This is a genomic window from Streptomyces sp. BE303, from assembly GCF_036290945.1.
Taxonomy (GTDB): domain Bacteria; phylum Actinomycetota; class Actinomycetes; order Streptomycetales; family Streptomycetaceae; genus Kitasatospora.
Window position 1 is genome coordinate 111,093 of sequence record NZ_JAQYWZ010000420.1, and the last position, 24,546, is coordinate 135,638.

Annotated in this window: 17 protein-coding genes; 12 read left to right on the top strand and 5 right to left on the bottom strand. The window is 72.7% G+C overall.

Features of this window, described 5'->3' with window-relative positions; genetic code table 11:
* Positions 1–28: 28 nt before the first annotated feature.
* Positions 29–2,815: a transglycosylase domain-containing protein gene (locus PUR56_RS07985; RefSeq protein ID WP_329948378.1), complete on the bottom strand. Its 2,787-nt coding sequence runs from the start codon at positions 2,813–2,815 to the stop codon at positions 29–31.
* Between the two features lie 352 nt (positions 2,816–3,167).
* Here PUR56_RS07985 and PUR56_RS07990 point away from each other — a divergent pair, with 352 nt between their 5' ends.
* From PUR56_RS07990 to PUR56_RS08010, 5 genes are all read left to right on the top strand, one after another.
* The gene (locus PUR56_RS07990; protein WP_329884823.1) at positions 3,168–3,866 is read left to right on the top strand and encodes a PadR family transcriptional regulator; all 699 of its coding nucleotides are present in this window, start codon (positions 3,168–3,170) and stop codon (positions 3,864–3,866) included.
* Positions 3,867–3,994: 128 nt separating this feature from the next.
* Entirely contained in the window at positions 3,995–5,077 is a 1,083-nt protein-coding gene (locus PUR56_RS07995) for an inositol-3-phosphate synthase (protein ID WP_329948379.1), read from the top strand.
* 148 nt (positions 5,078–5,225) lie between these two features.
* Positions 5,226–6,563 carry an MFS transporter gene (locus PUR56_RS08000; RefSeq protein WP_329948380.1) on the top strand — a complete coding sequence of 446 codons (1,338 nt, stop codon included), beginning with the start codon at positions 5,226–5,228 and terminating at the stop codon, positions 6,561–6,563.
* Positions 6,564–6,660: 97 nt separating this feature from the next.
* Entirely contained in the window at positions 6,661–7,356 is a 696-nt protein-coding gene (locus tag PUR56_RS08005) for an LppU/SCO3897 family protein (RefSeq protein WP_329948381.1), read from the top strand.
* 35 nt (positions 7,357–7,391) lie between these two features.
* Positions 7,392–8,429 carry an LppU/SCO3897 family protein gene (locus tag PUR56_RS08010; protein WP_329948382.1) on the top strand — a complete coding sequence of 346 codons (1,038 nt, stop codon included), beginning with the start codon at positions 7,392–7,394 and terminating at the stop codon, positions 8,427–8,429.
* Positions 8,430–8,526: 97 nt separating this feature from the next.
* Here PUR56_RS08010 and PUR56_RS08015 read toward each other — a convergent pair whose 3' ends face one another.
* Positions 8,527–9,978, bottom strand: coding sequence for a CCA tRNA nucleotidyltransferase (locus PUR56_RS08015; protein WP_380362640.1), 1,452 nt, complete (start codon positions 9,976–9,978; stop codon positions 8,527–8,529).
* Between the two features lie 433 nt (positions 9,979–10,411).
* Here PUR56_RS08015 and PUR56_RS08020 point away from each other — a divergent pair, with 433 nt between their 5' ends.
* From PUR56_RS08020 to trxA, 7 genes are all read left to right on the top strand, one after another.
* Entirely contained in the window at positions 10,412–12,913 is a 2,502-nt protein-coding gene (locus PUR56_RS08020; protein ID WP_329948383.1) for a DUF6049 family protein, read from the top strand.
* Between the two features lie 57 nt (positions 12,914–12,970).
* Positions 12,971–15,511 (top strand): murein biosynthesis integral membrane protein MurJ, encoded by a 2,541-nt coding sequence (murJ, locus tag PUR56_RS08025; protein ID WP_329948384.1) that lies wholly within the window; start codon positions 12,971–12,973, stop codon positions 15,509–15,511.
* A 312-nt stretch (positions 15,512–15,823) separates the two neighbouring features.
* Positions 15,824–17,878: a serine/threonine protein kinase gene (locus tag PUR56_RS08030; RefSeq protein ID WP_329948385.1), complete on the top strand. Its 2,055-nt coding sequence runs from the start codon at positions 15,824–15,826 to the stop codon at positions 17,876–17,878.
* 56 nt (positions 17,879–17,934) lie between these two features.
* Positions 17,935–18,723: an RNA polymerase sigma factor SigM gene (gene sigM / locus PUR56_RS08035; protein WP_443034456.1), complete on the top strand. Its 789-nt coding sequence runs from the start codon at positions 17,935–17,937 to the stop codon at positions 18,721–18,723.
* Entirely contained in the window at positions 18,720–19,802 is a 1,083-nt protein-coding gene (locus tag PUR56_RS08040) for an anti-sigma factor family protein (RefSeq protein WP_329948387.1), read from the top strand. Before sigM ends, PUR56_RS08040 begins: the two co-directional genes overlap by 4 nt.
* A 173-nt stretch (positions 19,803–19,975) precedes the next feature.
* Positions 19,976–20,941 (top strand): thioredoxin-disulfide reductase, encoded by a 966-nt coding sequence (trxB, locus tag PUR56_RS08045; protein ID WP_329884813.1) that lies wholly within the window; start codon positions 19,976–19,978, stop codon positions 20,939–20,941.
* 149 nt (positions 20,942–21,090) lie between these two features.
* Complete coding sequence (trxA, locus tag PUR56_RS08050) at positions 21,091–21,417, top strand: thioredoxin (protein WP_329884812.1); 327 nt, start codon at positions 21,091–21,093, stop codon at positions 21,415–21,417.
* Between the two features lie 138 nt (positions 21,418–21,555).
* Here the strand turns inward: trxA and PUR56_RS08055 are convergent, their stop codons facing one another.
* The 3 genes from PUR56_RS08055 to PUR56_RS08065 all read right to left on the bottom strand — a co-directional run bounded on the left by PUR56_RS08055 (position 21,556) and on the right by PUR56_RS08065 (position 24,381).
* Positions 21,556–22,170, bottom strand: a complete 615-nt coding sequence (locus PUR56_RS08055) for a GNAT family N-acetyltransferase (RefSeq protein ID WP_329884811.1) — start codon at positions 22,168–22,170, stop codon at positions 21,556–21,558.
* 121 nt (positions 22,171–22,291) lie between these two features.
* Complete coding sequence (locus PUR56_RS08060) at positions 22,292–23,395, bottom strand: ParB/RepB/Spo0J family partition protein (RefSeq protein WP_329948388.1); 1,104 nt, start codon at positions 23,393–23,395, stop codon at positions 22,292–22,294.
* Positions 23,392–24,381, bottom strand: a complete 990-nt coding sequence (locus PUR56_RS08065; RefSeq protein WP_329884809.1) for a ParA family protein — start codon at positions 24,379–24,381, stop codon at positions 23,392–23,394. Before PUR56_RS08065 ends, PUR56_RS08060 begins: the two co-directional genes overlap by 4 nt.
* Positions 24,382–24,546: the final 165 nt, after the last annotated feature.

The window sequence follows — 24,546 nt, forward strand, 5'->3', positions numbered from 1 at the left end:
TCCGCGGTCCGGTTCCGTCCCGGCCGCGCTACGGCACGAGCGCGTTGCCGCTCGGCGGCGCCGACGGCGAGGTCGGCGGTTTGGTCGACGGCTTGGGAGTCGTCCCGCCGGTGGCACCGCCGGCACCGCCGCCCGGGTCGGTGGTCGGGCTCGGCCCCGGCACCGTCGGCGTGGTGCAGCCGATGTTGCCGATGATGCAGGTCGGCGAGACGCCGCCGCCGCCGGTGTTGCCACCGTTGCCGTTGCCGCCGGTGTTGCCACCGCCTCCGTTGCCGCCGCCGGTGTTGCCGCCGCCGGTGGTCGCCGGGCTGCTCCTGGTCGGGACCGGGGGTACCGGCACCGTCCCCGGGCAGTCCACGCCGGGGACGCAGACCGGGCCCTGGGTGACCGGGGGCTGGGTCGGCTGCTGGGCGTTCGGGTCCGGCGGCACGGTCGGCATGGTCTCGGTCGTGGTGGGCGTCGGCGTGGCGCTCGCCGTGCTCGGCGCACCGGAGGAGTCGACCTGGGAGCCGACCGGCTGCGGTGTCGGGAAGTCCAGCTTCTTCTCGTTGGCCAGCGCCGCCTTCATGTACCGCGTGAAGACGTCGGTCGGGGTGTCACCACCGTGCACCGAGTCCTTGCCGCCGGTGCCGTTCAGCGAGAGCCGCTCGTGCTGGGTCGGGTCCTCGCGCCACATCGCCACGCTGGTGGACAGCTGCGGGGTGTAGCCGACCCACCAGGCCGACTTGTTCTGGTCGGTGGTACCGGTCTTGCCGGCCACCGGGCGGCCCAGCGCGTTGGAGTTCTTGCCGGTACCGTTCTTCGCCACGTTCACCAGCACGTCGGTGACGTTGTCGGCGACGGCCGGCTCCAGCGCCTGCCTGGGCTCGTGCTTGCCGCCGAAGCCGGGGCGCTCCTTGCCGTCCACCAGGACCTTGGTCACCGAGTACGGGTCCGCCTGCTTCCCGCTGGCGGCCAGGGTCGCGTAGGCGTCGGCCATCCTGATCGGGCTGATGGTGGAGACACCGAGCGGGAAGGTCGTGGTGTTGGCCTCGGCGGCGAGGTTCTCCTTGCGGACGCCCATCGCCTCGGCGACGGCGGCCACGTTCTGCCCGCCGACGTCCTGGTTCAGCTGGACGAAGGGCACGTTCCACGACCACTGCATCGCGAGCCGCAGGGAGACGTAGCCGCGCTTGCCCTTCTCCTCGTTCTTCTGCCGGTACGGCTTGCCCTTGTCGTCGAGCACCAGCGAGCCGTCCGCCTTGCGGATCTCCGAGAGGTCGTCGGACAGGTAGCGGCTGTCGGCGTTGATCCGCTTCGGCTTGCCCTTGTCGTCGGTCTGGGTCAGCACACCGCTCTGCATGGCGGCCGCCAGCACGAAGGGCTTGAAGGTCGAGCCGACCTGGACGCCCTGGGCGTCGGCGTTGTTGTCGTGGTGCCCGTTCTCCACGCCGTCGCCGCCGTAGATGGCGACGAGCGCGCCGTCACCGGGGCGGATGCTCGCCGCGCCGAACTGGACGAAGTTGTCGTTGTCGGGGCGCTTCTGCGGGTTCAGCGTCTCGGCCCTGACGTCGTCCACGGCCTTCTTGAGGGCTTCGACCTTGTCCTTCTCGAAGGTCGTGTAGATCTTGAAGCCGCCCTTCTCGATCGCCCGCTGGTCGATCGTCGGGTCCTTGACCATGACGAACTTGTTGGCGGTCTCGACCAGGTAGCTGATCTGGCCGTTCATGTTGGCCGGCGGCACCTGCTTGATCGGGTCCGGGAAGGCCGTGCACTTGGCCCGCTCCTCGGCGGTGGCGTTCTTGGTCTCCACCATCCGGTCCAGGATCCACTTCCAGCGCTCCTCGGCGCGCGGGCGGTTCGCCTTGATCGTCGGGTCGTAGTACGCGGCGCCCTTGAGCAGCCCGGCCAGCATCGCGCTCTGGCAGAGGTTCAGGTCCTTGGCGTTGACGCCGTAGTAGGCCTGGGCCCCCGCCTGCGCACCGGTCGCACCGCGGCCGAACCAGCTGGTGTTGAGGTAGCCCTTGAGGATCTCCTCCTTGGACTGGTCCTGATTGATCTTCAGCGTGATGAAGAACTCCCTGACCTTGCGGGAGAGGGTCTGCTCCTGCGTCAGGTAGGCGTTCTTGACGTACTGCTGGGTGATCGTGGACGCGCCCTGCGTCTCGCCGCCCTTGGCCATGTTGATGACCGCGCGCGTCATGCCCTTGGGGTCGATGCCGCTGTCGGTGCGGAAGGTCTCGTTCTCCGCCGCGATGACCGCGTTCTGCAGGGTGGGCGAGATGTCCGCGAGCTCGACGATCTGGCGGTTGGTCTCGCCCTTGCGGACCATCTCGGTGCCGTCGGCCCAGTAGTAGATGTTGTTCTGGTCGTTCACCAGGGCGTTGAGCGGCGGGATCTTCGTCGACTGGTAGACGAAGTAGATCCCGCCGACGCCGGTGGCGAAGACGAGCAGGAACGCACTGAGCCAGAGCCGCCAGGACGGCAGCCAGCGGCGGAAGCCCTGCTTGCCGAAACGGGGGTAGTCGATGAACCGTTTCTTGCCGGGTGCACCGCCGGAGGCGCCGGGTCCACCGACGGCACCCGGGCCGCCGGGACCGCCCGCGGCAGGGCCGGTACCGGCCGCACCGCCGCGCCGGCCACCCTTCTGGGACGCCTTGCGCATCTCGGCACGGGTCATCCGGGGCTGCTGGGCGGTCTCCCGCATGCCGGGCGGGCGCCGGCGGCCGAGGCCCTCCGAGGCGACCTCGTCGCTCCCCGCTCCGTCCGGGCGTCCGCTGTCGCCGCCCGGAGGCTGCCCGCCGCCACCAGGCGACCTCCGCCGTCGTTCACTCATGTTCCAGGTACTCCTCGCCAGGCCGGTCGAGCCTGAAGGCAGGGTTCACGTCCGATGCCCGCAACCGCCCTAACCCCGGAGGTGGTCCTCGTGCACACGCGACAGCGTACGCAGCACTGAATCAGAACTAATCGGGCATCAATCCCCAATACCCATAAAACGACTGCAGATCATTACACGGCCGTTGCCAAGGACACCCGCGCGCCGCCTTGTGATCACATTCACGCGCGCCCCCCTTGCCCGTTCGGGGACCCAGGTTTACTGTTCTCGATATATCGAGCCGATACATCGGAGCGGCATACCGCCGGACACGGCGGGTCGCGGACCAGGCGAGGAAGGGAGGACGACGGCAGTGGGCAGGCGCTCAGGAGTGCTGGAGTTCGCCGTTCTCGGCCTGCTCCACGACGCCCCGATGCACGGGTACGAGCTGCGCAAGCGGCTCAACGTCCTGCTCGGCTCGTTCCGCGCCTTCTCCTACGGGACCCTCTACCCCTGCCTGAAGAGCCTGGTGGCTCAGGGCTTCCTGGTCGAGGACAACCCGGAGGTCGAGTACGTCCCGGCCACCGCGCTCAACGGCAAGCGGTCCAAGATCGTCTACCGGCTCTCCCCCGAGGGCAAGGAGCGCTTCGAGGAGCTGCTCGCCGACTCCGGCCCGGACGCCTGGGAGGACGAGCACTTCGGTGTGCACTTCGCCTTCTTCGGCCAGACCGACCGGGCCGTGCGGATGCGCGTCCTGGAGGGCCGCCGCAGTCGGCTGGAGGAGCGCCTGGAGCGGATGCGCAACTCACTGGCCCGCGCCCGCGAGCGGTTCGACGACTACACCGTCGAGCTTCAGCGGCACGGACTGGAGTCGGTGGAGCGTGAGGTCCGCTGGCTCAACGAGCTGATCGAGACCGAGCGGGCCAACCGCACCGGCCGGACCGGACCGTCCACCGACGGGACCGGCCCCGCAGTAACCAAGACTTCGGACGGCCGTGGCCAGGAGGACGGGTCCTCGGACCCTCCCGGGCCACCGTACGACCGCCCGGGGCGCTCCGAGCAGGAGCGCTGACACCGCGTCAGCCCTGTGCCGCACGCGGCAGGAGTGGGCGCCTCGCGCCCATCAGCAGTCATCGAAGAAGCAGGACGAGCACCGCCGATCTTCGGCGGCGCTCATGAGATCACAGGGAGCAACCGGAAATGGGTTCGGTTCGCGTAGCCATCGTGGGCGTCGGCAACTGCGCCGCGTCGCTGGTGCAGGGTGTCGAGTACTACAAGGACGCCGACCCGGCCGGCAAGGTCCCCGGGCTGATGCACGTCCAGTTCGGCGAGTACCACGTCCGTGACGTGGAGTTCGTCGCCGCCTTCGACGTCGACGCCAAGAAGGTCGGGTTCGACCTGGCCGACGCCATCGGCAGCAGTGAGAACAACACCATCAAGATCTGCGACGTGCCGCCGACCGGCGTCACCGTCCAGCGCGGCCACACCCTCGACGGCCTGGGTAAGTACTACCGGGAGACCATCGAGGAGTCCGACGAGGCCCCGGTCGACGTCGTCCAGATCCTCAAGGACCGCCAGGTCGACGTCCTCGTCTGCTACCTGCCCGTCGGTTCCGAGGCGGCGGCGAAGTTCTACGCCCAGTGCGCCATCGACGCCAAGGTCGCCTTCGTGAACGCCCTCCCGGTGTTCATCGCCGGCACCAAGGAGTGGGCGGACAAGTTCACCGAGGCCGGCGTGCCGATCGTCGGTGACGACATCAAGTCCCAGGTCGGCGCGACCATCACGCACCGCGTGATGGCCAAGCTGTTCGAGGACCGGGGCGTCATCCTCGAGCGCACCATGCAGCTGAACGTCGGCGGCAACATGGACTTCAAGAACATGCTCGAGCGCGAGCGCCTGGAGTCCAAGAAGATCTCCAAGACGCAGGCCGTCACCTCGCAGATCCGCGACCGCGAGCTGGGCGCCCGCAACGTCCACATCGGTCCCTCGGACTACGTGGCCTGGCTGGACGACCGCAAGTGGGCGTACGTCCGCCTAGAGGGTCGCGCCTTCGGCGACGTCCCGCTGAACCTGGAGTACAAGCTGGAGGTCTGGGACTCCCCGAACTCCGCCGGTGTCATCATCGACGCCGTCCGCGCCGCGAAGATCGCCAAGGACCGCGGCATCGGCGGCCCGATCCTCTCGGCCTCCTCGTACTTCATGAAGTCCCCGCCGGTCCAGTACTTCGACGACGAGGCCAAGGACAACGTCGAGAAGTTCATCCGCGGCGAGGTCGAGCGCTGATCACCGCGGGATCCGCGGCCGTCGGGCACTGAACCGACGGCCCGCCCGCACGGAAACGGGCCCACGGTCAACCACCGTGGGCCCGTTCACCTTTTCCCGGCTCATGTTTCACGTGAAACACCGACCGGTTCCATGGCACCCTGGGCAGGTGGCGATCACGGAGAACGGCAGCACCCACCAGACCGCGCACCGCGCCACCCTCCTCGACCTGCTCCGCGGCCGCGACTTCCGCCGGCTGCTGACCGCCCGTGTCCTCTCCCAGCTCTCCGACGGCGTCTTCCAGGTCTCGCTCGCCGCCTACGTGGTCTTCTCGCCGGAGAAGCAGTCCTCCCCCGCCGACATCGCCTCGGTGCTGGCCGTGATGCTGCTGCCGTTCTCGGTGATCGGCCCGTTCGCCGGCGTGCTGCTGGACCGCTGGCGCCGCCGACAGGTCCTGTACGTCGGCAACCTGGCCCGGTTCGGGCTCGGCCTGGTCACCGGCGCCCTGCTGCTGGCCCAGGCACCGACCTGGCTGTTCTTCGCCTCCGCCCTGCTGGTGACCGCACTCAACCGGTTCATCCTGGCCGGCCTCTCCGCCGCGCTGCCCCGGGTGGTGAGCCAGGAGCAGCTGGTCACCGCCAACGCCCTCTCCCCCACCCTGGGCACGGTCGCCGCGGCCTGCGGCGGCGGAGTGGGCTTCCTGCTCCACCAGGTGATGCCCCCCGGATCGCGGGCCGACGCGGCCCTGGTCTGCGTCGCCGCGCTGCTCTACCTCTCGGCGGCGGTGGCGGCGCTCCGGATGGACAAGGACCTGCTCGGCCCCGAGAGCCACCCCGGCCGTCCGGCGCTGGGCCGGGCCCTGGCCCAGGCCGCCCGCGAGCTGCGCGCGGCCGTCACCCACCTGGTGCGGGACTGCCGCCCGGCGGCGCACGCGCTGGCGGCGGTCACCGCGGCCCGGTTCTGCTACGGCGTCCTGATCGTCGTCGTGGTGATGCTCGCCCGCTACACCTTCAACGACCCGGCGGACAGCACGGCCGGGCTGGTCACCCTGGGCCAGGCGGTCGGTCTCTCCGCCGCCGGGTTCTTCGTCGCGGCGGTGATCAGCCCGTGGTGCACCCGCCGGCTCGGGCTGGCGGGCTGGATGACGCTCTGCCTGGCGGCCCCGGTGGTCTTCGTGCCCGCGCTGGGCCTGCACTTCTCCCTGGTGCCCTGCCTGATCGCCGCGCTGCTGCTCGGCGTGGTCACCCAGGGCACCAAGATCTGCGCCGACACCGTCGTCCAGGAGTCGGTCGAGGACGAGTACCGCGGCCGGGTCTTCGCCATCTACGACGTGCTCTTCAACGTCGCCTTCGTGGCCGCCGCACTGGTCACCGCCCTGGTGCTGCCGCTCTCCGGCCGCTCGGTCACCGTCGTCCTGGGGGTGTCCGCGGTGTACGCGCTGGCCGCCGTCCTCTACCTGCGCACGGCCCGGCGAACCGGCCCCCTCCCCGGTGACCAGGCGTCCTGAGCACCGCCGCCCCCTGCGGCCGGGCGCCGTCGGCGCGAGTCGCTAAGGTACGTCAGATCTGTCGCAGCGACAGCACTCTGCCTCGGGGGACAATCTGATGAGCACACCGCCCGGCCCGTACGGGCCACCACAGCAGTACGGCCATCCGCCGGCGCCGCAGCCCTACGGCGCCCCGGCTCCCCCGCCGTACGGGCAGCCCCAGCCGGTGGCCGCCGGCTACGGTGCCCCGCCGCCCGGCTACGGCTACCCGGCCGCCCCGCAGCCGGCTCCGCCCGCGCCCCCGTACCCGCAGGGCGGCTACCCGCCCGGGCCGCAGGACCGTGCGCCGTACCAGCAGCCCCCGCAGGGGCAGCCGTACCCCCAGGCCCAGCCGTACCCGCAGGCCCCCTACGGCCAGGCGCCGCAGCACGGCTACCCGCCGGCCGCTCCGCCCGGCGAGCCGGCCCGCAAGGGCCGCGGCAAGGCCCGGCTGAAGGCGGTCGGCGTGGTGCTGGGCGTGATCGCCCTGATCATCGGCTACTTCGTCACCGGCCCGAGCGCCAGCAGCGCCAAGGCCGGCGACTGCGTCAAGGCGAGCGGCTCCCGCGACGTGTCCGTGGTCAAGTGCACCGACGCCAAGGCGAACTACAAGGTGCTGGCCAAGTTCGAGTCCACCACCGACACCACCCGGTGCCGGGAGACCGTCGGCACCACCAGCACCGTCTCGGGCAAGAGCGGTCGCCGCTGGAACAAGAAGCGGTACGTGCTCTGCCTCGGCCCGCTCGCCGGCACCCCGCCGGTCAAGAAGTCCTGACCGCTCGCCACCTCAGACCATTCCGGGGGATCCCGATGTCCGTTCCGCCCCAGATGCCGTACGGCGCACCGCCGCCCGCCGACGGTTCCAACCCGTACGCCGGCAACCCCTACGCCGGGCAGCAGGCCCCGCCGCCGGGCACCCCGCCCCCGCCCGGCTACGGCTACCCCGCGCCGCCGCCCCCGGCCGCCGGCTACGGCTACCCGGGCGCCCACGGCCCGCAGCCCGGTCCCGCCTACGGGTACGCGCCGCAGGGCGGCCCGGTCTGCCGGTTCTGCGGCGGCTTCCCGGCCGTCGACACCACCGTCCGGGGCCACCAGGGCATCATCATCGTGATGCGGTTCCTGAAGCAGCCGGGACCGTTCTGCCGCACCTGCGGCACCGCGGTGGTCCGCGACATGTCCGCCCGCACCCTGGTGCAGGGCTGGTGGAGCTATCTCTCCGGGATCTTCACGGTGGTCACGCTGCTGCGGAACCTGGCGGCCCACAACAAGATCAAGGACCTGCCGCCGCCGGTACCCGGCACCCACGGCCCGCAGCTCGACCCGGGCGTCCCGCTGACCAAGCGGCCGCACATGCTGATGCTGCTGCTGCCGGTGCTCTCGATCGGCACCCTGATCGTCCTGACGGCCACCGGGGCGTTCCTCGGCAGCCGGCACGACCGCGACCGGTACGACTACCCCCCGCTGACGCTGCCCTCGCCGACGGCGGTGGTCATCCCGACCCCGACGTTCCCGCCGTCCTTCTCGCTGCCGCCCGCCCCGGCCCCGACCGTGACGCTGCCGACGCCCACCGCGCCGGCCACCTCCAAGGTCGCGAGCGACATCGACTACGCCAAGGCCGGCGACTGCCTGCGCAACGAGAACGGCACCTCGGCCACCCACGACTCCAACCCGCGGATCACCATGCTCCCGTGCACCGACACACGGGCCCAGTACAAGGTGCTGAAGAAGGTCTACGCCACCAGCGACGGTGACAAGGCCTGCGAGAACGTCACCGGGTCCGACAGCACCTACACCCGCGAGTCCACCTCATCCGCGCTCAGCTTCGTCCTCTGCCTGAAGAAGCTCTGACCCCCGGGTACCGAGGTGGGGGTGGCCCGGAACCTTCCGGGCCACCCCCACCGGGCCACGCCCCCTGGTTACCGCCTTCCGGGCATCGCCTTCCGGACTACGCGCCGGCGTCCTGCTGCGCGTCCCACCAGGCGCGCAGCGCGGCGACCGCCTCGTCGTGCTCCATCGGCCCGTGCTCCAGCCGGAGCTCCAGCATGTGCTTGTACGCCTTGCCGACCGCGGGGCCGGGCTTCAGGCCGAGCAGCTCCATGATCTGGTTGCCGTCCAGCGCCGGACGGACGGCGTCCAGCTCCTCGCGGGCCTTCAGCTCGCCGATCCGCGTCTCCAGGCCGTCGTAGGTGCGGGAGAGCGCGGCCGCCTTCTTCCGGTTCCGGGTGGTGCAGTCGGAGCGGGTCAGCTTGTGCAGCCGCTCCAGCAGCGGACCGGCGTCGGCGACGTACCGGCGCACCGCCGAGTCGGTCCACTCGCCGCCGCCGTAGCCGTGGAACCGCAGGTGCAGCTCCACCAGGCGCGAGACCTCCTCGGTGAGCTCCTTCGAGTACTTCAGGTCGCGCATCCGCTTGCGGGTCATCTTGGCGCCGACCACCTCGTGGTGGTGGAAGGAGACCCGACCGTCCGACTCGAACCGGCGGGTGCGCGGCTTGCCGACGTCGTGCAGCACCGCGGCCAGCCGCAGGGTGAGGTCCGGGCCGTCCTGCTCCAGGTCGATGGCCTGCTCCAGCACGGTCAGCGAGTGCTCGTAGACGTCCTTGTGCCGGTGGTGCTCGTCGCGCTCCAGCCGCAGGGCCGGCAGCTCGGGCAGCACGTGGTCGGCCAGCCCGGTGTCGACCAGCAGCCGGAGGCCCTTCACCGGCCGGTCGGAGAGCAGCAGCTTGTTCAGCTCGGCCTGGACCCGCTCCGCGGAGACGATGGTGATCCGCTCGGCCATCGCGGTCATCGCCGCGATCACCTCGGGGGCCGGGTCGAAGTCCAGCTGGGCCGCGAAGCGGGCCGCCCGCATCATCCGCAGCGGGTCGTCGGAGAAGGACTCCTCGGGAGTGGCCGGGGTGCGCAGCACCCGGGCCTCCAGGTCGTCCAGACCCCGGTGCGGGTCGACGAAGCCGCGGCCGGGCAGGTCCACGGCCATCGCGTTGACCGTGAAGTCGCGGCGGACCAGGTCCTCCTCGATGGTGTCGCCGAAGGTCACCTCGGGCTTGCGGGAGGTCCGGTCGTACGCCTCCGAGCGGTACGTGGTGATCTCGATCAGGAAGGACCCCTCCGGGGTGTCCTTGCGGGCGCCGACCGTACCGAAGGCGATGCCGACGTCCCAGACCGCGTCGGCCCAGCCCCGGACCAGCTTGAGGACCTCGTGCGGGCGGGCGTCGGTGGTGAAGTCGAGGTCGTTGCCGAGCCGGCCGAGCAGCGCGTCGCGTACCGAGCCGCCGACCAGCGCGAGCCGGTGACCGGCCGCCTGGAACCGGCGGGCGATCTCGTCGGCGACCGGGGAGACCCGCAGCAGTTCCTGCAGGCCGAGGGTCTGCGCCTCGCTCAGGCCGGGAACGGCCTGCACGGCGGTGCTGGAATGATGGACGCCGGACTGGTGGGCGGTGGGCTCATTGGCAGTGGACACGGCTCACAAGGGTACGTGGCCCGAGGGCCCCGCCGCCCGCGCGTTTCCGTGGCCTCACCCCGAGGCCCGCAACACCGCACCCCCCGCCACATCGTTACCATGCCGGTGGAACGAGTCTCGGGCACCGGTGACGGGCCGCGGTGCGGCATGCCGGAACGCCGACCGGACGACGGACGACCGCCATTTTCTTCACGGCTGATCCCCACGGCTGCCCCCTACGGCCGGCGGGACAGCCGCAGCAGCAGGGCAGCACGGCATCAAGCAGCGAGCGATCGAGAACGGCGAGGGCGAAGCGCGTGAGCGAGCGGAGCGAGCGAGCCAAAGGTGAGGGCGCGTTTCGCGAAGCGACCGCCGAGCGCAGCGAGGTGGGCGCATGAGCGAGCGAAGCGAGCGAGCCAGGAGCACGGGTCCGGGTCTGGCGGTCCGGACCGCCAGACGGCTGGCCGCCGCACTCGGCGCCACGCTGGTGCTCGTCCCGGTGCTTCCGGGCACCCCGGCGACCGCGCGCCCGGCCGGCGGCTCGCACGCGGCCTCGGAGTCCACGGTCTCCGCCGAGTACCCGGTGGTGATGACCATCGAGTCGGTGAACAAGCCGGTGGCCGCCCTGAACGGCACCGTGACGATCGCCGGGCACGTCACCAACGGCGGTAGGTCGGTGCTCAAGTCGGCCCACGCGGCGGTCCGCAAGCCCTGGCCGAGCAAGCCGCTCACCACCCGCAGCGAGCTGGCCTCGGTGGCCGCCCGGACCACCCCGGAGCGGACGGACGGCATCTCCCTGGACAGCCCGCAGTACGCGCTGAACGAGCTCGGCCCGGGCCAGAGCCAGCCGTACACGCTGAGCGTCGCGGTGACCGACCTGCAGCTCTCCGCGGAGGGCGTGTACGAGCTCGCGGTGGACGTCTGGGGCTCGACCGCCGACAACCAGCGCGACCGCCCGCTGGGCATCGCCCGCACCTTCCTGCCCTACGACCCGGTGTCGACCGAGGCGCAGCCGTCGAAGGTCACCACCCTGTGGCCGCTGGTGCACGCGCCGGTGCTGGCCGCGCAGACCCTCTCCGACAACGACCAGACCATGTCGGTGCTGCGCGACGACAGCCTGGCCACCGAGTTCGCGCCCGGCGGCCGGCTGTACGCGCTGGTCGAGACGGGCTCCACGCTGCCGGGGCTGACCTGGGTGGTGGACCCGGACCTGCTGGACACCGCGTTCGCGATGACCCGGCCGTACCGGGTGCAGAAGCCCGGCACCGCGGGCAACGCGGCCAAGGAGGACAACACCGTCCCCGGCACGGGCACGGCCGCTGCCACGGCCTGGCTGGAGAAGCTGCGGGCCGCCGTCGCCAAGCCGGGCAGCCAGGTGGTGGCGCTGCCGTACGCCGACCCCGACCTCGCCTCGATCGCGCACAACGCCGCCGAGCTGGACGGCATCGACACCGCGCTCGGCAAGGCGGCCACGGCCGGCCGGCTGACCGTCGAGGGCCGGCTCTCGGTGGACACCCGCGCCGACGTGGCCTGGCCCTACCAGGGCTACCTGGACCAGCGGATCGCGGCCGTCGCCCAGCGGGCCGGCGCCGGCCTGGTGCTGGTGAACGGCGCGAGCATGCCCGAGTCCGACGCGCTGAAGTACACGCCGTCCGCCGCGCGTCCGATGGGCAACGGACAGACCGCACTGGTCGCCGACGAGGAGATCTCGGCGCTCTTCGCGACCGACCTGGTCACTCCGCAGGAGCAGACCCGGGCGGTCCAGCGGTTCCTCTCCGAGACCTTCGTGATCGCCCGGCAGGAGCCGCAGAACCCGCGCGGCCTGCTGGTGATGCCCCCGCGCGACCTGACCGCCACGAACGCCAAGGTGCTGGCCGGCGCGCTCCAGGCCGCCGTCGAGGGCAAGTGGGTCGACCCGGTCAAGCTGGACGTGCTCGCCCAGCTCACGCCGGACCCGAGGGCCAACACGACCGTCCCGGCGCCCGGGGACTACCCGGCCCGGACCCGGGACTCGGAGCTGCCCGCCGTCGACCTGACCGACACCACGCGGATCCAGGCGAACCTGGACACGCTGATGCGGGTGCTGACCCTGCCGCAGCGGGTCCGCGGGCCGTTCAGTGCGGCCATGGTCCGCTCGCTGTCCACCCAGTGGCGCTCGGAGGGCTCGGCCGGCGGCGTCTACCGGAAGGGCGTGGGCCTCTACCTCAAGGAACTGACCGACGCGGTGAAGGTGCCGCCGAAGCGGGTCATCACCTTCGCCGGGGACACCGGTGTGCTGCAGGTCAGCGTCCGCAACGACCTGACCCAGACGGTCACCAACCTCAAGCTGGTGCTGGTCCCGGCCCAGCCCAACCGGCTCAGGGTCGAGGTGCCGGCCGAGGAGCTGGTGCTGCCGGCCTCGCAGAGCGTCACCCTGCGGTTCCCGGCCGAGGCGCACAACAACGGGCCGGTCAGCATGACCGCCCAGCTGTTCACCACCGGGCCGAACCCGCAGCCGTACGGTGATCCGGTGCAGTTCACCGTGGAGGTCACCTCGGTGACCAACGGCGTGCTGTACGTCTTCGGCGGCGGACTCGTGCTGCTCCTGCTGGCCGCGCTGCGGTTCGTCCGCCAGCGCAAGCGGCGGACGGCCGACGGCGACGACGGCGACGAGCCCGTCGGCGACGCCCCGCTCGCCCCGGCTCCGGCGGACGGCACGGCGGCCGGCGGCCCGGCGGGCGACGCCGGCCGGGGGACCGGGCGGCCGGAGGGCTCCGGGCCCGCGGTGCCCCCGGAACGCGCGACGCGGCCGGAACACCCGGAACACCCCGAACGTGGAGGAGCCGCGCAGACACCGCGCGGCAGCACCGCAGATGGCCGGGATCAGGCCACCAGTGATGAGAAGGTTGGTCCTTGACACCGCCCATACCGCCCGACTCCGGGGCGGCCTCCCCCACGACAGCGAAGAGGTGACATGACCGGGCGCAGCGATGAGCGGCCTCCGGGCCGCGGTGAGGGCCGTCCGGGCGCCGAGTCGCCCTCCGGCGACTGGTACGTGGCCGACACCTATGCCCAGGACCCGTACGCGGCCGACGCGTACCAGGACCGGCAGGGCGACCCGGACCCGTACGGCCTGCGGGCCGCCCGCCCCGCCGCGCCGCAGCAGCAGGCCGCGGCGTACGACGTGCCGCCGCAGCTCCCGCCGCAGGGCGGCGACTACCCGACGCCGGTGCCGCCGGCGCCGTTCACCGCCCCCGTCCCGCCGGTGCAGCCCGGCTGGGACACCCCGGCCCAGGACGGCCGGCAGGGCTGGGAGCAGCAGCAGCCCGGACCGGCCGCGCCCGCCGCACCGGCTCCGGGTGCCTGGGGCGGGCAGCCGCAGTGGCAGCCCGGCCCGGCGCACTCGACCTGGGACTCCGAGTCCACCGAGTACGTCGGGGTGGACGCGCTGTTCGGCGGCAACCAGGCGACCGCGGAGGCGCCCCGCCCGCCGGCCCGGCCGTCCCCGGCCCACCCGTACCCCCCGGGCCGGCCGGCGGCCGCGCCGCCCGCCGCACCCGGCCCGTTCGCCCCGCCCGCGCCGTACCCCCCGGCCGGCGCGTACCCGGGGCAGGCACCGCAGGCACCCCACGCTCCGCAGGCACCGCAGGCGCCGCACGGCTACGGTCACGGCCACGGCCACGGGAACGGACCCGACGGGCCGCGCCCGTTCGTGCCGCCGATCGAGTTCGACCCGCCGCTCTCCGAGGCGGAGGCCACCATGCAGGTGGCGGCGGTCCAGCTGCCGCCCGCGGTGGAACCGCTGGAGGACATCGTCGCCGAGGAGCGCGCGGGCACCGCGCCCCCCGCTCCCGCCCCGGCGGCCGGCGGCGGCAAGGTCGCCTCGCTGCTGAACTCCAGCGCGATCATGGCGGCCGGCACCCTCGTCTCCCGCGGCACCGGCTTCGTCCGCACCATGGTCATCACGGCCGCGATCGGCGTCGGCGTGATGGGTGACTCGTACAACGCCGCGTACACCCTGCCGACCCTGCTGTACATCCTGATCGGCGGCGGCGCGCTCAACGCCGTCTTCGTGCCCCAGCTGGTCCGCAGCATGAAGAACGACGCGGACGGCGGCACCGCCTACGCCAGCCGGCTGCTCACCCTGGTGATGGTCGGGCTCGGCGCGGTGGTCCTGCTGGCCGTGGCCGGCGCACCGCTGCTGGTCCAGCTCATCTCGCACCCGATGATGGAGAACCCGGCCCGCGCCGACACCACCGTGGCCATGGCCCGGTACTGCCTGCCGACCATCTTCTTCATGGGCATCCACGTGGTGATGGGACAGGTCCTCAACGCACGCGGCCGGTTCGGCGCGATGATGTGGACACCGGTCCTCAACAACGTCGTGGTCATCTTCACCTTCGGCGCCTACCTCTGGGTCTACGGCGGATTCGGCACCACCCACGTCACCCCGGAGACGATCAGCCCCGAGGGCGTCCGGCTGCTCGGCATCGGCACCCTGGTCGGCCTGGTCGTCCAGGCGCTGGCGATGATCCCGTACCTGCGGGCGGCCGACTTCTCCTTCCGGCCGCGCTTCGACTGGCGCGGTCACGGCCTGGGCAAGGCCGCCCGGCTGGCCAAGTGGACGTTCTTCTTCGTCCTCGCCAACCAGGCCGGCTACCTGGTCATCACCCAGCTGGCCACCGCCGCCGGCAGCGCCGCCGAGAAGGGCGGCCACAACGGCGTCGGTCTCGCCGCGTTCTCCAACGCCCTGTTGATCTGGCAGCTCCCGCAGGCCGTGATCACCGTCTCGATCATGAGCGCGGTGCTCCCCCGGCTCTCCCGCGCGGCCGCCGACGAGGACGCCGGCGCCGTCCGCGACGACATCTCGTACGGGCTGCGCACCACGGCGGTGGCGGTCGTCCCCGGTGCCTTCCTCTTCCTGGCCCTGGGCCCGGCGATCGGCCGGGCGATCTACGCGGTGGGCGGCGGCGAGGCCGCGCTGGACAGCGCGACCAACGTGGGGCTGATGCTCTCCGCGTTCGCCCTCGGCCTGATCCCGTACTCGGCGCAGTACGTGATGCTGCGCGGCTTCTACGCCTACGAGGACACCCGCACCCCGTTCTCCAACACCGTCTGGGTGGCGGTCTGCCAGGCCGGCTTCTCGCTGGTCTGCTGGTTCGCCCTGCCCTCCGAATGGACGGTGGTCGGCATGGCGTTCGGCTACGGCCTCGCCTACGCCATCGGGGTGATGGTGGCGGTGCCCAAGCTGAAGAAGAAGATCGGCGGCCTGGACACCAAGCGGATCAGCCGGACCTACACCCGCCTGACGGCGGCCTGCGTTCCGGGTGCCCTGGTCGGCATCGGCGCGAGCCTGGCGGTCCAGCAGGTGCTCGACGGCTGGATCGGCAGTATTCTCACCGTCGTCGTGGCCGGCGGGCTCCAGCTGGCCGTCTTCGTGCTCATCGCGAAGCGGCTGCGGATCGAGGAGCTGAACGCCATGCTGGGCATGGTGCGCGGCCGACTCGGCCGCTGACCGACCGTACGTACCGACCGGCCGGACCGGCGGACGCCCTGACCGGGCGTCAACCGGACGGACCGGAATCTCCGCCCCGTCGGGGCGGGCGTCGGGCCGCTCTGCCGGCCCCGGGTCATCCCGGGGCCGGCAGAGCGGCCCGACGCCGGATCTGCACCACATCTCTCCACCGTCGCGCAACCACGCGGACCTTTCAGCGGTCGTACCCGGTGGAGAAGAGTGGGCACAATTGTCCTGGAGCACCGGGGCCACTGGCCGCGAGCACCAAAGACTCACTCAGGCCCGGGGCGACAAAGGGGAGGCAGGACCACGGTGGCTGATGGCACCAAGGCGGTCGTCGACACGTCAACGACGGACGGAGCGGCGGACGAGGCCGCACTGGCCGCGGCGATCGACGAACTCGCCGAAGGCACGGCCCGGGCCACCACGGCCGACGACGACGGACGGGACTCCCCGGAGACCGACTCCCCCGGGGCCGACGCCCCGGACACCGAGCACTCCGGCACCGAGCCCTCCGGCACCGAGCCTTCCGACGCCGAGCCCTCCGACGCCGAGCCCTCCGACGCCGGTTCGCCGGGCGTCACCCCCGCCGGAAGCGGCTCCCCCGCAGGGAGCGAGGAGACCTCGGAGACCACCGCCCCGCTGTCGGCCTCCGAGATCGCCGCAGAGCTTGCCTCCGGAGCCGCACGCGCCGCCGAGGCCCGCCGCCGGGCCGCCGCCGGGGCGACCACCCGCCGGCCCCCCGGGCGCCCGCCCCAGGACCCGCAGCCCACCCACGACCCCCGGGACACCGCCACCCTGCCGCAGACCCTGCCCGCCCCGCTGCGGCACAGCGGCGACATGATCGGCCACCGGTACCGGCTGGAGGAGTGCATCTCCTCGACCGAGACCTTCAGCAGCTGGCGCGCGGTCGACGAGAAGCTGCGCCGCGACGTCGGCGTCCACCTGATGGCCTCCGGCCACCAGCGGTCCCGCAAGGTGCTGGCCGCCGCCAAGTCGGCCGCCCTGCTCAACGACCCGCGCTTCGTCCAGGTCCTGGACGCCGTCCAGGAGGGCGAGCTGGTCTACGTCGTGCGCGAGTGGCTGCCGCACGCCTCCGACCTCGCCAAGCTGCTCGCCGACGGACCGATGGAGCCGCACGAGGCCTACCAGATGGTCCGCCAGGTCACCGATGCCGTCGCCGCCGCCCACCGGCGCGGCCAGGCGCACCTGCGGCTCACGCCGCGCTGCGTCCTGCGCACCGACAGCGGCCAGTACCGGATCAACGGCATCGCGGTGGACGCGGCCCTGCGCGGCCTGCCCGTCGACGGCACCGCCCAGGACGCCGAGCGGGCCGACACCCGGGCCATCGGCGCGCTGCTGTACGCCGCGCTCACCCACCGCTGGCCGTTCCCGGAGGACCGCTACGACCTCCAGGGGCTCCCGAGGAACCTCCGCGACGTGCCGCCGGCCCAGGTCCGGGCCGGGGTCCACAAGGGCCTCTCCGAACTGGCCGCCCGTGCCCTGTTCGACCACCCGCCGCACCACGCCGAGCCGATCGCCACCCCCGAGGAGCTCGCCAAGGCGATCGCGCTGATGCCGCGCATCCGCCAGCCCGAGCCCGAACTGCCGGTCTTCGCCGCCCCGCCGCGGCACAACACCCACGCGCTGCCCACCGCGCCCAACCCGACCCGGGTGGTGGCGGCCCCCGGCACGGGGCCGACCCCGATGGCGGCCGCCCCGGCGCGGCGCACCGGGCGGCGGCTGCGCCGGGTGGTCAAGGTGACGGCGTGGACGGTCGCGCTCGGCGCCATCGGCGTCGCCTCCTGGCAGCTGGTGGACAACCTGCGCGGCACCGGCCCCGCCGTCGCGGCCCCCCAGCCCAGCAACACCTCCGCCTCCCCCACCACCCACGCGGCCCCGCGCACGCCGGTGCCGATCCCGGTCAAGGAGGCGTTCGACTACAACCCGCTGGGCACGTCCCCGCAGGGCAAGGACTCCCTCCCCAACGCCATCGACGGCAAGCCCGACACCGAGTGGACCAGCGGCTGGTACAACGACCCGTTCGGTCCCAAGCCGCCGGCCAAGGAGGGCATCGGCCTGCTCCTCGACCTCGGTACGCAGCAGCCGGTCTCGTCGGTGAACGTGCAGTTCGGCACCGCCACCACGGCCGAGCTGCGGATCCCCGGACCGGGGGTCACCGGCGACCCGATGGCCGCCAAGCCCGGGGACTTCACGGTCGCGGGCAAGAAGGCCGGCACCGCGGTCGAGTACAACCTGGACAACCCGGTCACCACCCGCTACCTCTTGATCTGGCTGACCGGCCTGTCGAAGGATTCGGACGGGAAGTACCGCGGCCACGTCGCGGAGGTCCGGGTCTCCGGCTGAGCCGACCCGGGACGGCGGCAGCGGCGGGGACGGCGGCGGGGCACGGACGGCGAGGGGTGGCAGTGGCGGACGACGGACCGGAGCGGACCGACGACGACGCGGCGCTCCTCGCCCGGCACGTCGGCGGCGACCGGGAGGCCTTCGGCCTGTTGGTGAACCGCCACCGAGACCGGCTCTGGGCGGTCGCCCTGCGCACCCTCGGCGACCGCGAGGAGGCCGCCGACGCCCTGCAGGACGCCCTGGTGTCCGCGTTCCGCGCCGCCCACACGTTCCAGGGCCGCTCGGCCGTCACCACCTGGCTGCACCGGATCGTGGTGAACGCCTGTCTGGACCGCGCCCGCCGGGCGGCCGGCCGCCGCACCAAGCCGCTCGACGACGACCCCCGGCGGCTGGACGCGCTGGTGGGCTCGTCCGAGCCGGCCGACTCCCCGGTGGTCCGCGCCGAGGTGCACCGCGAGGTGACCGCCGCGCTCGCCGAGCTGCCCGCCGAACAACGGGCGGCCCTGGTCCTGGTCGACATGCAGGGCTACCCGGTCGCCGAGGCCGCGGAACTGCTCGGGGTGCCGGTCGGGACGGTGAAGAGCCGCTGTGCCCGGGGCCGGGCCCGGCTGCTGCCGCTGGTCCGCCACCTCCGCGAGGAGGCCGCCGGTGTTTCACGTGAAACACCGCCCGCCCGGGGGCCGGCGTCCGCACCCGCCCCGGCCGACGCGGGGCCACCGGCACGGGCGCAGGAGCCGCCCGCCGCGAGCGGTCCGTCCGGGAACCCACCCGGCCCGCGGACCGTCACAGGGACAGCCCCGGACACCGCCCGGCCGATTCTGGAAGGAGATGCGAGCACGCGATGACCGCACCCCTCTCCTCCCCCGACCCCGCACCCGCCACCGGACCGCACCCCTCGGTCGACGAGCTGGCCGACCTCGCCGAGGGACTGGTCGAGCCCGCCGACGCGGCCGGGGCGCTCCGCCGGCACCTGGCCGACTGCGCCGAGTGCCGTGAGACCGCCGACGCACTCTCCGAGGTGCGGACGCTGCTCGGCGCGGCCGAAGCCCCGCCCGTGCCCGCCGACGTCGCCGCCCGGATCGACGCCGCCCTCGCCGCTGCCGCGGCCGAGCAGGACGAGTCCGCAGTCGCCAAGGACGAGTCGGCGGCTGCCCACCGCACCCCCGGGAACGCCCTCCGGGGCCCCGGGAAGGACACCGCGGCGCCCCGGCCCCCCCACGCCACCCCGACCCCGGGAACACCGGCCGAGACCCCCTCCAGGGTGCCGGCCGGGCACCCGGGCGCGACCACCGGCCCCGGACGTCCCCGCACCCGGCGCCGGCGCGCCGCCCTGCTGCTCGGTTCGGCCGCCGCACTGCTCGCGGTCGGCCTCGGCGGCACCTTCCTGGCCCTGACCGCCGGGGCCGACCGGAAGCTCCAGGACACCAGCACGGTCTCGGCCGGCAGCCCCGCCGCCGGCCACGTCCTCCCCGGCAGCCCCGCCGTCCCGGGCACCAAGGAGGACACCGGGGGCGCCGACCCGGACCACGGCGGCGGGACGGCCTACCGCGACGAACTGCTCGCCGCACAGGTCCAACTGCTGCTCGCCGGCCGAGGGAGCGGCACCGGGACCGCCGCACCGCCCGCCGACACGCCCGACACGCCCGGCACTCCCGTCAAGCCGTCACGGCCGCCCGAGGCCTCCGGCGCGACCGCCGTACCGCCCGCCGACACCCAGGGCCTGACCGGCGGCGGACGCTCCACCCCGACCTGCCCGGCCCCCGCCACCGGCCCGCTGCTGGCGACCGACCTGGGCAGCTACGGGGGCACGCCCGCCGAGGTCCTCGTCTACGGACTGCCCGGCCGGACGGACCAGGTCGACGTGTACCTCCGCGCACCCGGATGCGGTCCGGTCCTGCTGCACCGCGTGGTTCCCTCCCGCTGACCGGTGGTTCCCGTGCGATCCACGCTCCGGCCCGTCCGACACTCCCACAGTGCGGGCGGCTGGTACTGATCCGCCTGGGAATGCGAGACACTGGTCAGTCGTTGTCCCGGGCGGCGGAGCAGGACCGCCCTCCCCGCAGCAAACGCGGGTCGCGATGCGAACCAGGAGATGCAGTGAGCGACGTCCGTAACGTGATCATCATCGGTTCCGGCCCGGCCGGCTACACGGCTGCGCTCTACACGGCCCGGGCTGCCCTCAAGCCCCTGGTCTTCGAGGGCGCCGTCACCGCCGGTGGTGCCCTGATGAACACCACCGAGGTCGAGAACTTCCCCGGCTTCCGGGACGGCATCATGGGCCCCGAGCTGATGGACAACATGCGGGCGCAGGCCGAGCGGTTCGGCGCCGAGCTGATCCCGGACGACATCGTCTCGGTCGACCTCACCGGCGACGTCAAGACCGTCACCGACTCCGAGGGCAACGTCCACAAGGCCCGCGCCGTGATCGTCACCACCGGTTCCCAGCACCGCAAGCTCGGTCTGCCGAACGAGGACAAGCTCTCCGGGCGCGGCGTGTCCTGGTGTGCCACCTGTGACGGCTTCTTCTTCCGCGACCAGGACATCGCGGTGGTCGGCGGCGGCGACACCGCGCTGGAGGAGGCGACCTTCCTCTCCCGCTTCGCCCGCAGCGTGAAGGTCATCCACCGCCGCGACAGCCTGCGCGCCTCCAAGGCGATGCAGGAGCGCGCCTTCGCCGACGAGAAGATCAGCTTCGAGTGGGACAGCGCGGTCGAGTCCATCCACGGCGACCCGAAGCTGACCGGCGTCACCCTGCGCGACACCACCACCGGCGAGACCCGGGAGCTGCCGGTCACCGGCCTCTTCATCGCGATCGGCCACGACCCGCGCACCGACCTCTTCAAGGGCCAGCTGGAGCTCGACGCCGAGGGCTACCTCAAGGTCGACGCCCCCTCCACCCGGACCAACGTCCCGGGCGTCTTCGCGGCCGGCGACGTCGTCGACCACACCTACCGCCAGGCGATCACCGCCTCCGGCACCGGCTGCTCCGCCGCGCTGGACGCCGAGCGCTACCTGGCGTCGCTGGCCGACCTGGAGACCCAGGCCGCCGCCGTCGCGGTCTGAGCCCCGCACACCGAACAGCCCTCGCGGGGGTGTTTCACGTGAAACACCCCAGCTTCCAGAAGCCCGGCTCAGGCCAGGCAGGAAACAGAACGGGCCCGCCCGTTGTTCTCCTGGCAGCAGCCCCCTCCGTTCGATCCCGAGGAGTTCCCGTGGCCGGCGCCACCACCACCGTCACCGACGCGACGTTCAAGGCCGATGTCCTGGACAGCGACAAGCCCGTCCTGGTCGACTTCTGGGCCACCTGGTGCGGCCCGTGCCGCCAGGTCGCCCCGATCCTCGACGAGATCGCCGCAGAGAACGCCGACAAGCTGACCATCGCCAAGCTCGATGTCGACGCCAACCAGGAGACCGCCGCACAGTACGGCGTCATCTCGATCCCGACCCTGATCCTCTACAAGGGCGGCGAGCCGGTGAAGCAGATCACCGGTGCCCGTCCGAAGGCCGCGCTGCTGCGGGAGCTGGACGGCCTCATCTAGGTCCCGCTCCACCGGACGCCACGAGGGCGGGGTTCCCCCACGGAGGGGAGCCCCGCCCTCGTCGTGTCCCTGCGTCGTCCGCCCGCTCCCGCACGAGAGACGCCTCCGGGCCGCCGTACCGGCGCGTCGCCGTGCCGCTCAGAACGGCCGAAGCGCAGGCTCCTTCCGCCCGCCCAGCAACCGCTCCAGCGCGCCCTCGACGTCCCCCCGCCAGGAGAGCGTGGCCCGCGCCTCCAGCCGCAGCCGCGGGTACCGGAAGTGCGGCCGGACGGTCTTGAAGCCCACCGCCAGCAGGTGCTCGGCCGGCAGCACGCAGCTGACCGGCTGCCGCCCCACCGCGCCGAACGCCTCGATCGCCCGGAACCCCCGCCCCAGCAGGTCCTTGGCCACCGTCTGCACCAGCACCCGCCCGATTCCCTGCCGCTGGTAGCCCGGCAGCACGCGGCTGACCATCAGCTGGACGGCGTCCGAGGAGACCGGGCTGGTCGGGAAGGACTGCGAGCGCGGGACGTAGGCGGGCGGGGCGTAGAGCACGAACCCGGCGGGCTGGTCGTCCACGTAGACGATCCGGCCGCAGGAGCCCCACTCCAGCAGGACGGCGGAGATCCACCCCTCCTTCTCCAGCTCCGGCTTGCCGGACTCGACCGCCGCCCGCCCACTGACCGGGTCCAGCTCCCAGAACACGCAGGACCGGCAGGTCGTCGGCAGGTCCGCGAGGTTGTCCAGTGTCAGCGGAACGATCCGGCGTCCCATGCCCCGCACCTCCTCGTCCACTCCACAGTCGAGCATTCCCCCGAACGCCGATGGGTGCATGTTTCACGTGAAACAGCGCTCACGTGAACCATGCACCCATCGTGTGCCGCTTCGGTGCGGCTCAGCCCTGCGAGAGTCGCAAGCCGTCCTCGCCCGGTGCCAGGCTGTCCAGGATCCGGTTCAGGTCCTCCACCGAGCCGAACTCCAGGACGACCTTGCCCTTGCCCAGCTTTCCGCCGCGCTGCGAGACCTCGACCTTGACCCGGGTGTCGAACCGGTCGGAGAGCCGGCTCGCGAGGTCGTTGAAGGCCGGTGAGAGCAGCTTGCCCGCCTTGGGCCCGGCCGAGCGCTTGGGCCTCGGCTCCTGCCCGCTCATCAGCACGACGAGTTCCTCGGTGGTCCGCACCGAGAGCCCCTCCGCGATGATCCGCCTGGCCAGCTCCTCCTGCTGCTCGGGATCCGCCACGCCGAGCAGCGCGCGGGCGTGCCCGGCCGTCAGCGTCCCGGCCGCCACCCTCCGCTGGACTCCCGGCGAGAGCTTCAGCAGCCGCAGCGTGTTGGAGACGTGCGAGCGCGAGCGACCGATCCGGTCCGCCAGCTCGTCGTGGGTGCAGGAGAAGTCCCGCAGCAGCTGGTCGTAGGCCGCGGCCTCCTCCAGCGCGTTCAGCTCCGCCCGGTGGAGGTTCTCCAGCAGCGCGTCCAGCAGCAGCTTGTCGTCCTCGGTGGCCCGGACGATCGCCGGGATCAGCTCCAGCCCGGCCTCCCGGGAGGCCCGCCAGCGCCGCTCGCCCATGATGAGCTCGAAGCGCTCGGGCGACACCTGCCGCACCACGACCGGCTGGAGCAGGCCCACCTCCTTGATGGAGGTGATCAGCTCGGCCAGCTTGTCCTCGTCGAAGACCTCGCGCGGCTGGCGCGGGTTGCGGGTGATCGCGTCCAGCGGCAGCTCGGCGAAGTAGGCGCCGACCGGCTGGGCCGGCCCGGCAGCGGCGTCGGCGCGCTCCCCGTCGGCCAGCTCGCGCCGGCTCTCCACCGCCGCCTTGGCCGCCACCGTGCCACGGCTGGTCGGCAGGACCGGCACCGCGGCCGGCGCGGCGGCCCCGGGGGCCGCCACCGGGGCCGGTGCGGGCGGGATCGCCCCGGGCTGCGCCGCCCCACCGTCCGCCGGCGCGGCGGTGCGGATCAGCGCCTCAAGCCCTCGTCCCAGACCCCTGCGACCACTCACCGATTGCCCTCCGTCGTGCCGTGCTGTGCCATCGGGGCATCCTGCCCCGGTCGGGTGTGCTGTTCGCGGTCCCGCTGCTGCCCCACCAACGAGCCGTTGCCCGCTGCGGACACCGCCCGCAGCGCGAGCTCCCGGGCCGCCTCCAGGTAGGAGAGCGCGCCGGTGGAGCCCGGATCGTAGGTGAGCACCGTCTGACCGTAGCTGGGCGCCTCCGAGACACGGACCGAGCGCGGGATGGCGGTGTGCAGCACCTCCTGCGGGAAGTGCGTCCGGACCTCCTCGGCCACCTGGGCGGCCAGCCTGGTCCGGGCGTCGTACATGGTGAGCAGGATGGTGGAGACGTGCAGCACCGGGTTGAGGTGCGCCCGGACCAGCTCGACGTTGCGCAGCAGCTGACCGAGGCCCTCCAGCGCGTAGTACTCGCACTGGATCGGGATCAGCACCTCCTGGCCGGCCACCATGGCGTTGACCGTCAGCAGGCCCAGCGAGGGCGGGCAGTCGATCAGGATGTAGTCCAGCGGCTGCTCGTACGCGGCGATGGCGCGCTGGAGCCGGCTCTCGCGGGCCACCAGCGAGACCAGCTCGATCTCCGCACCGGCGAGGTCGATGGTGGCGGGGACGCAGAACAGCCCCTCCACGTCGACCACCGGCTGCACCACGTCGGCCAGCGGCTTGCCCTCCACCAGGACGTCGTAGATCGACGGCACCTCGGCGTGGTGGTCGATGCCGAGCGCGGTGGAGGCGTTGCCCTGCGGGTCGAGGTCGACGACCAGGACGCGCAGGCCGTGCATGGCCAGTGCGGCGGCGAGGTTGACCGTGGTCGTGGTCTTGCCGACCCCGCCCTTCTGGTTGGCCACCACCATCACCCGGGTGGCGGCGGGCCTGGGCAGACCCTCCCCCGCCCGGCCGATGGCCTGGACCGCAGCCTGGGCAGCACGCGCGATGGGCGTGTCATCGATCTGGTCGATGGTCTCCGAGTCCTGCATGGGGGTCAGTGTTTCACGTGAAACCGGAGCGGCAACAGTCGCCGCCCGGCTGCGAGAGAGGATTCCCGAGAGGAGAGAGCGACGTTTCACGTGAAACACCATGCCCGCAATGTCGGATTTCTGACGGTGCGACACTCCGGTGTTCCGACAGTCTCCTGTCGGCCG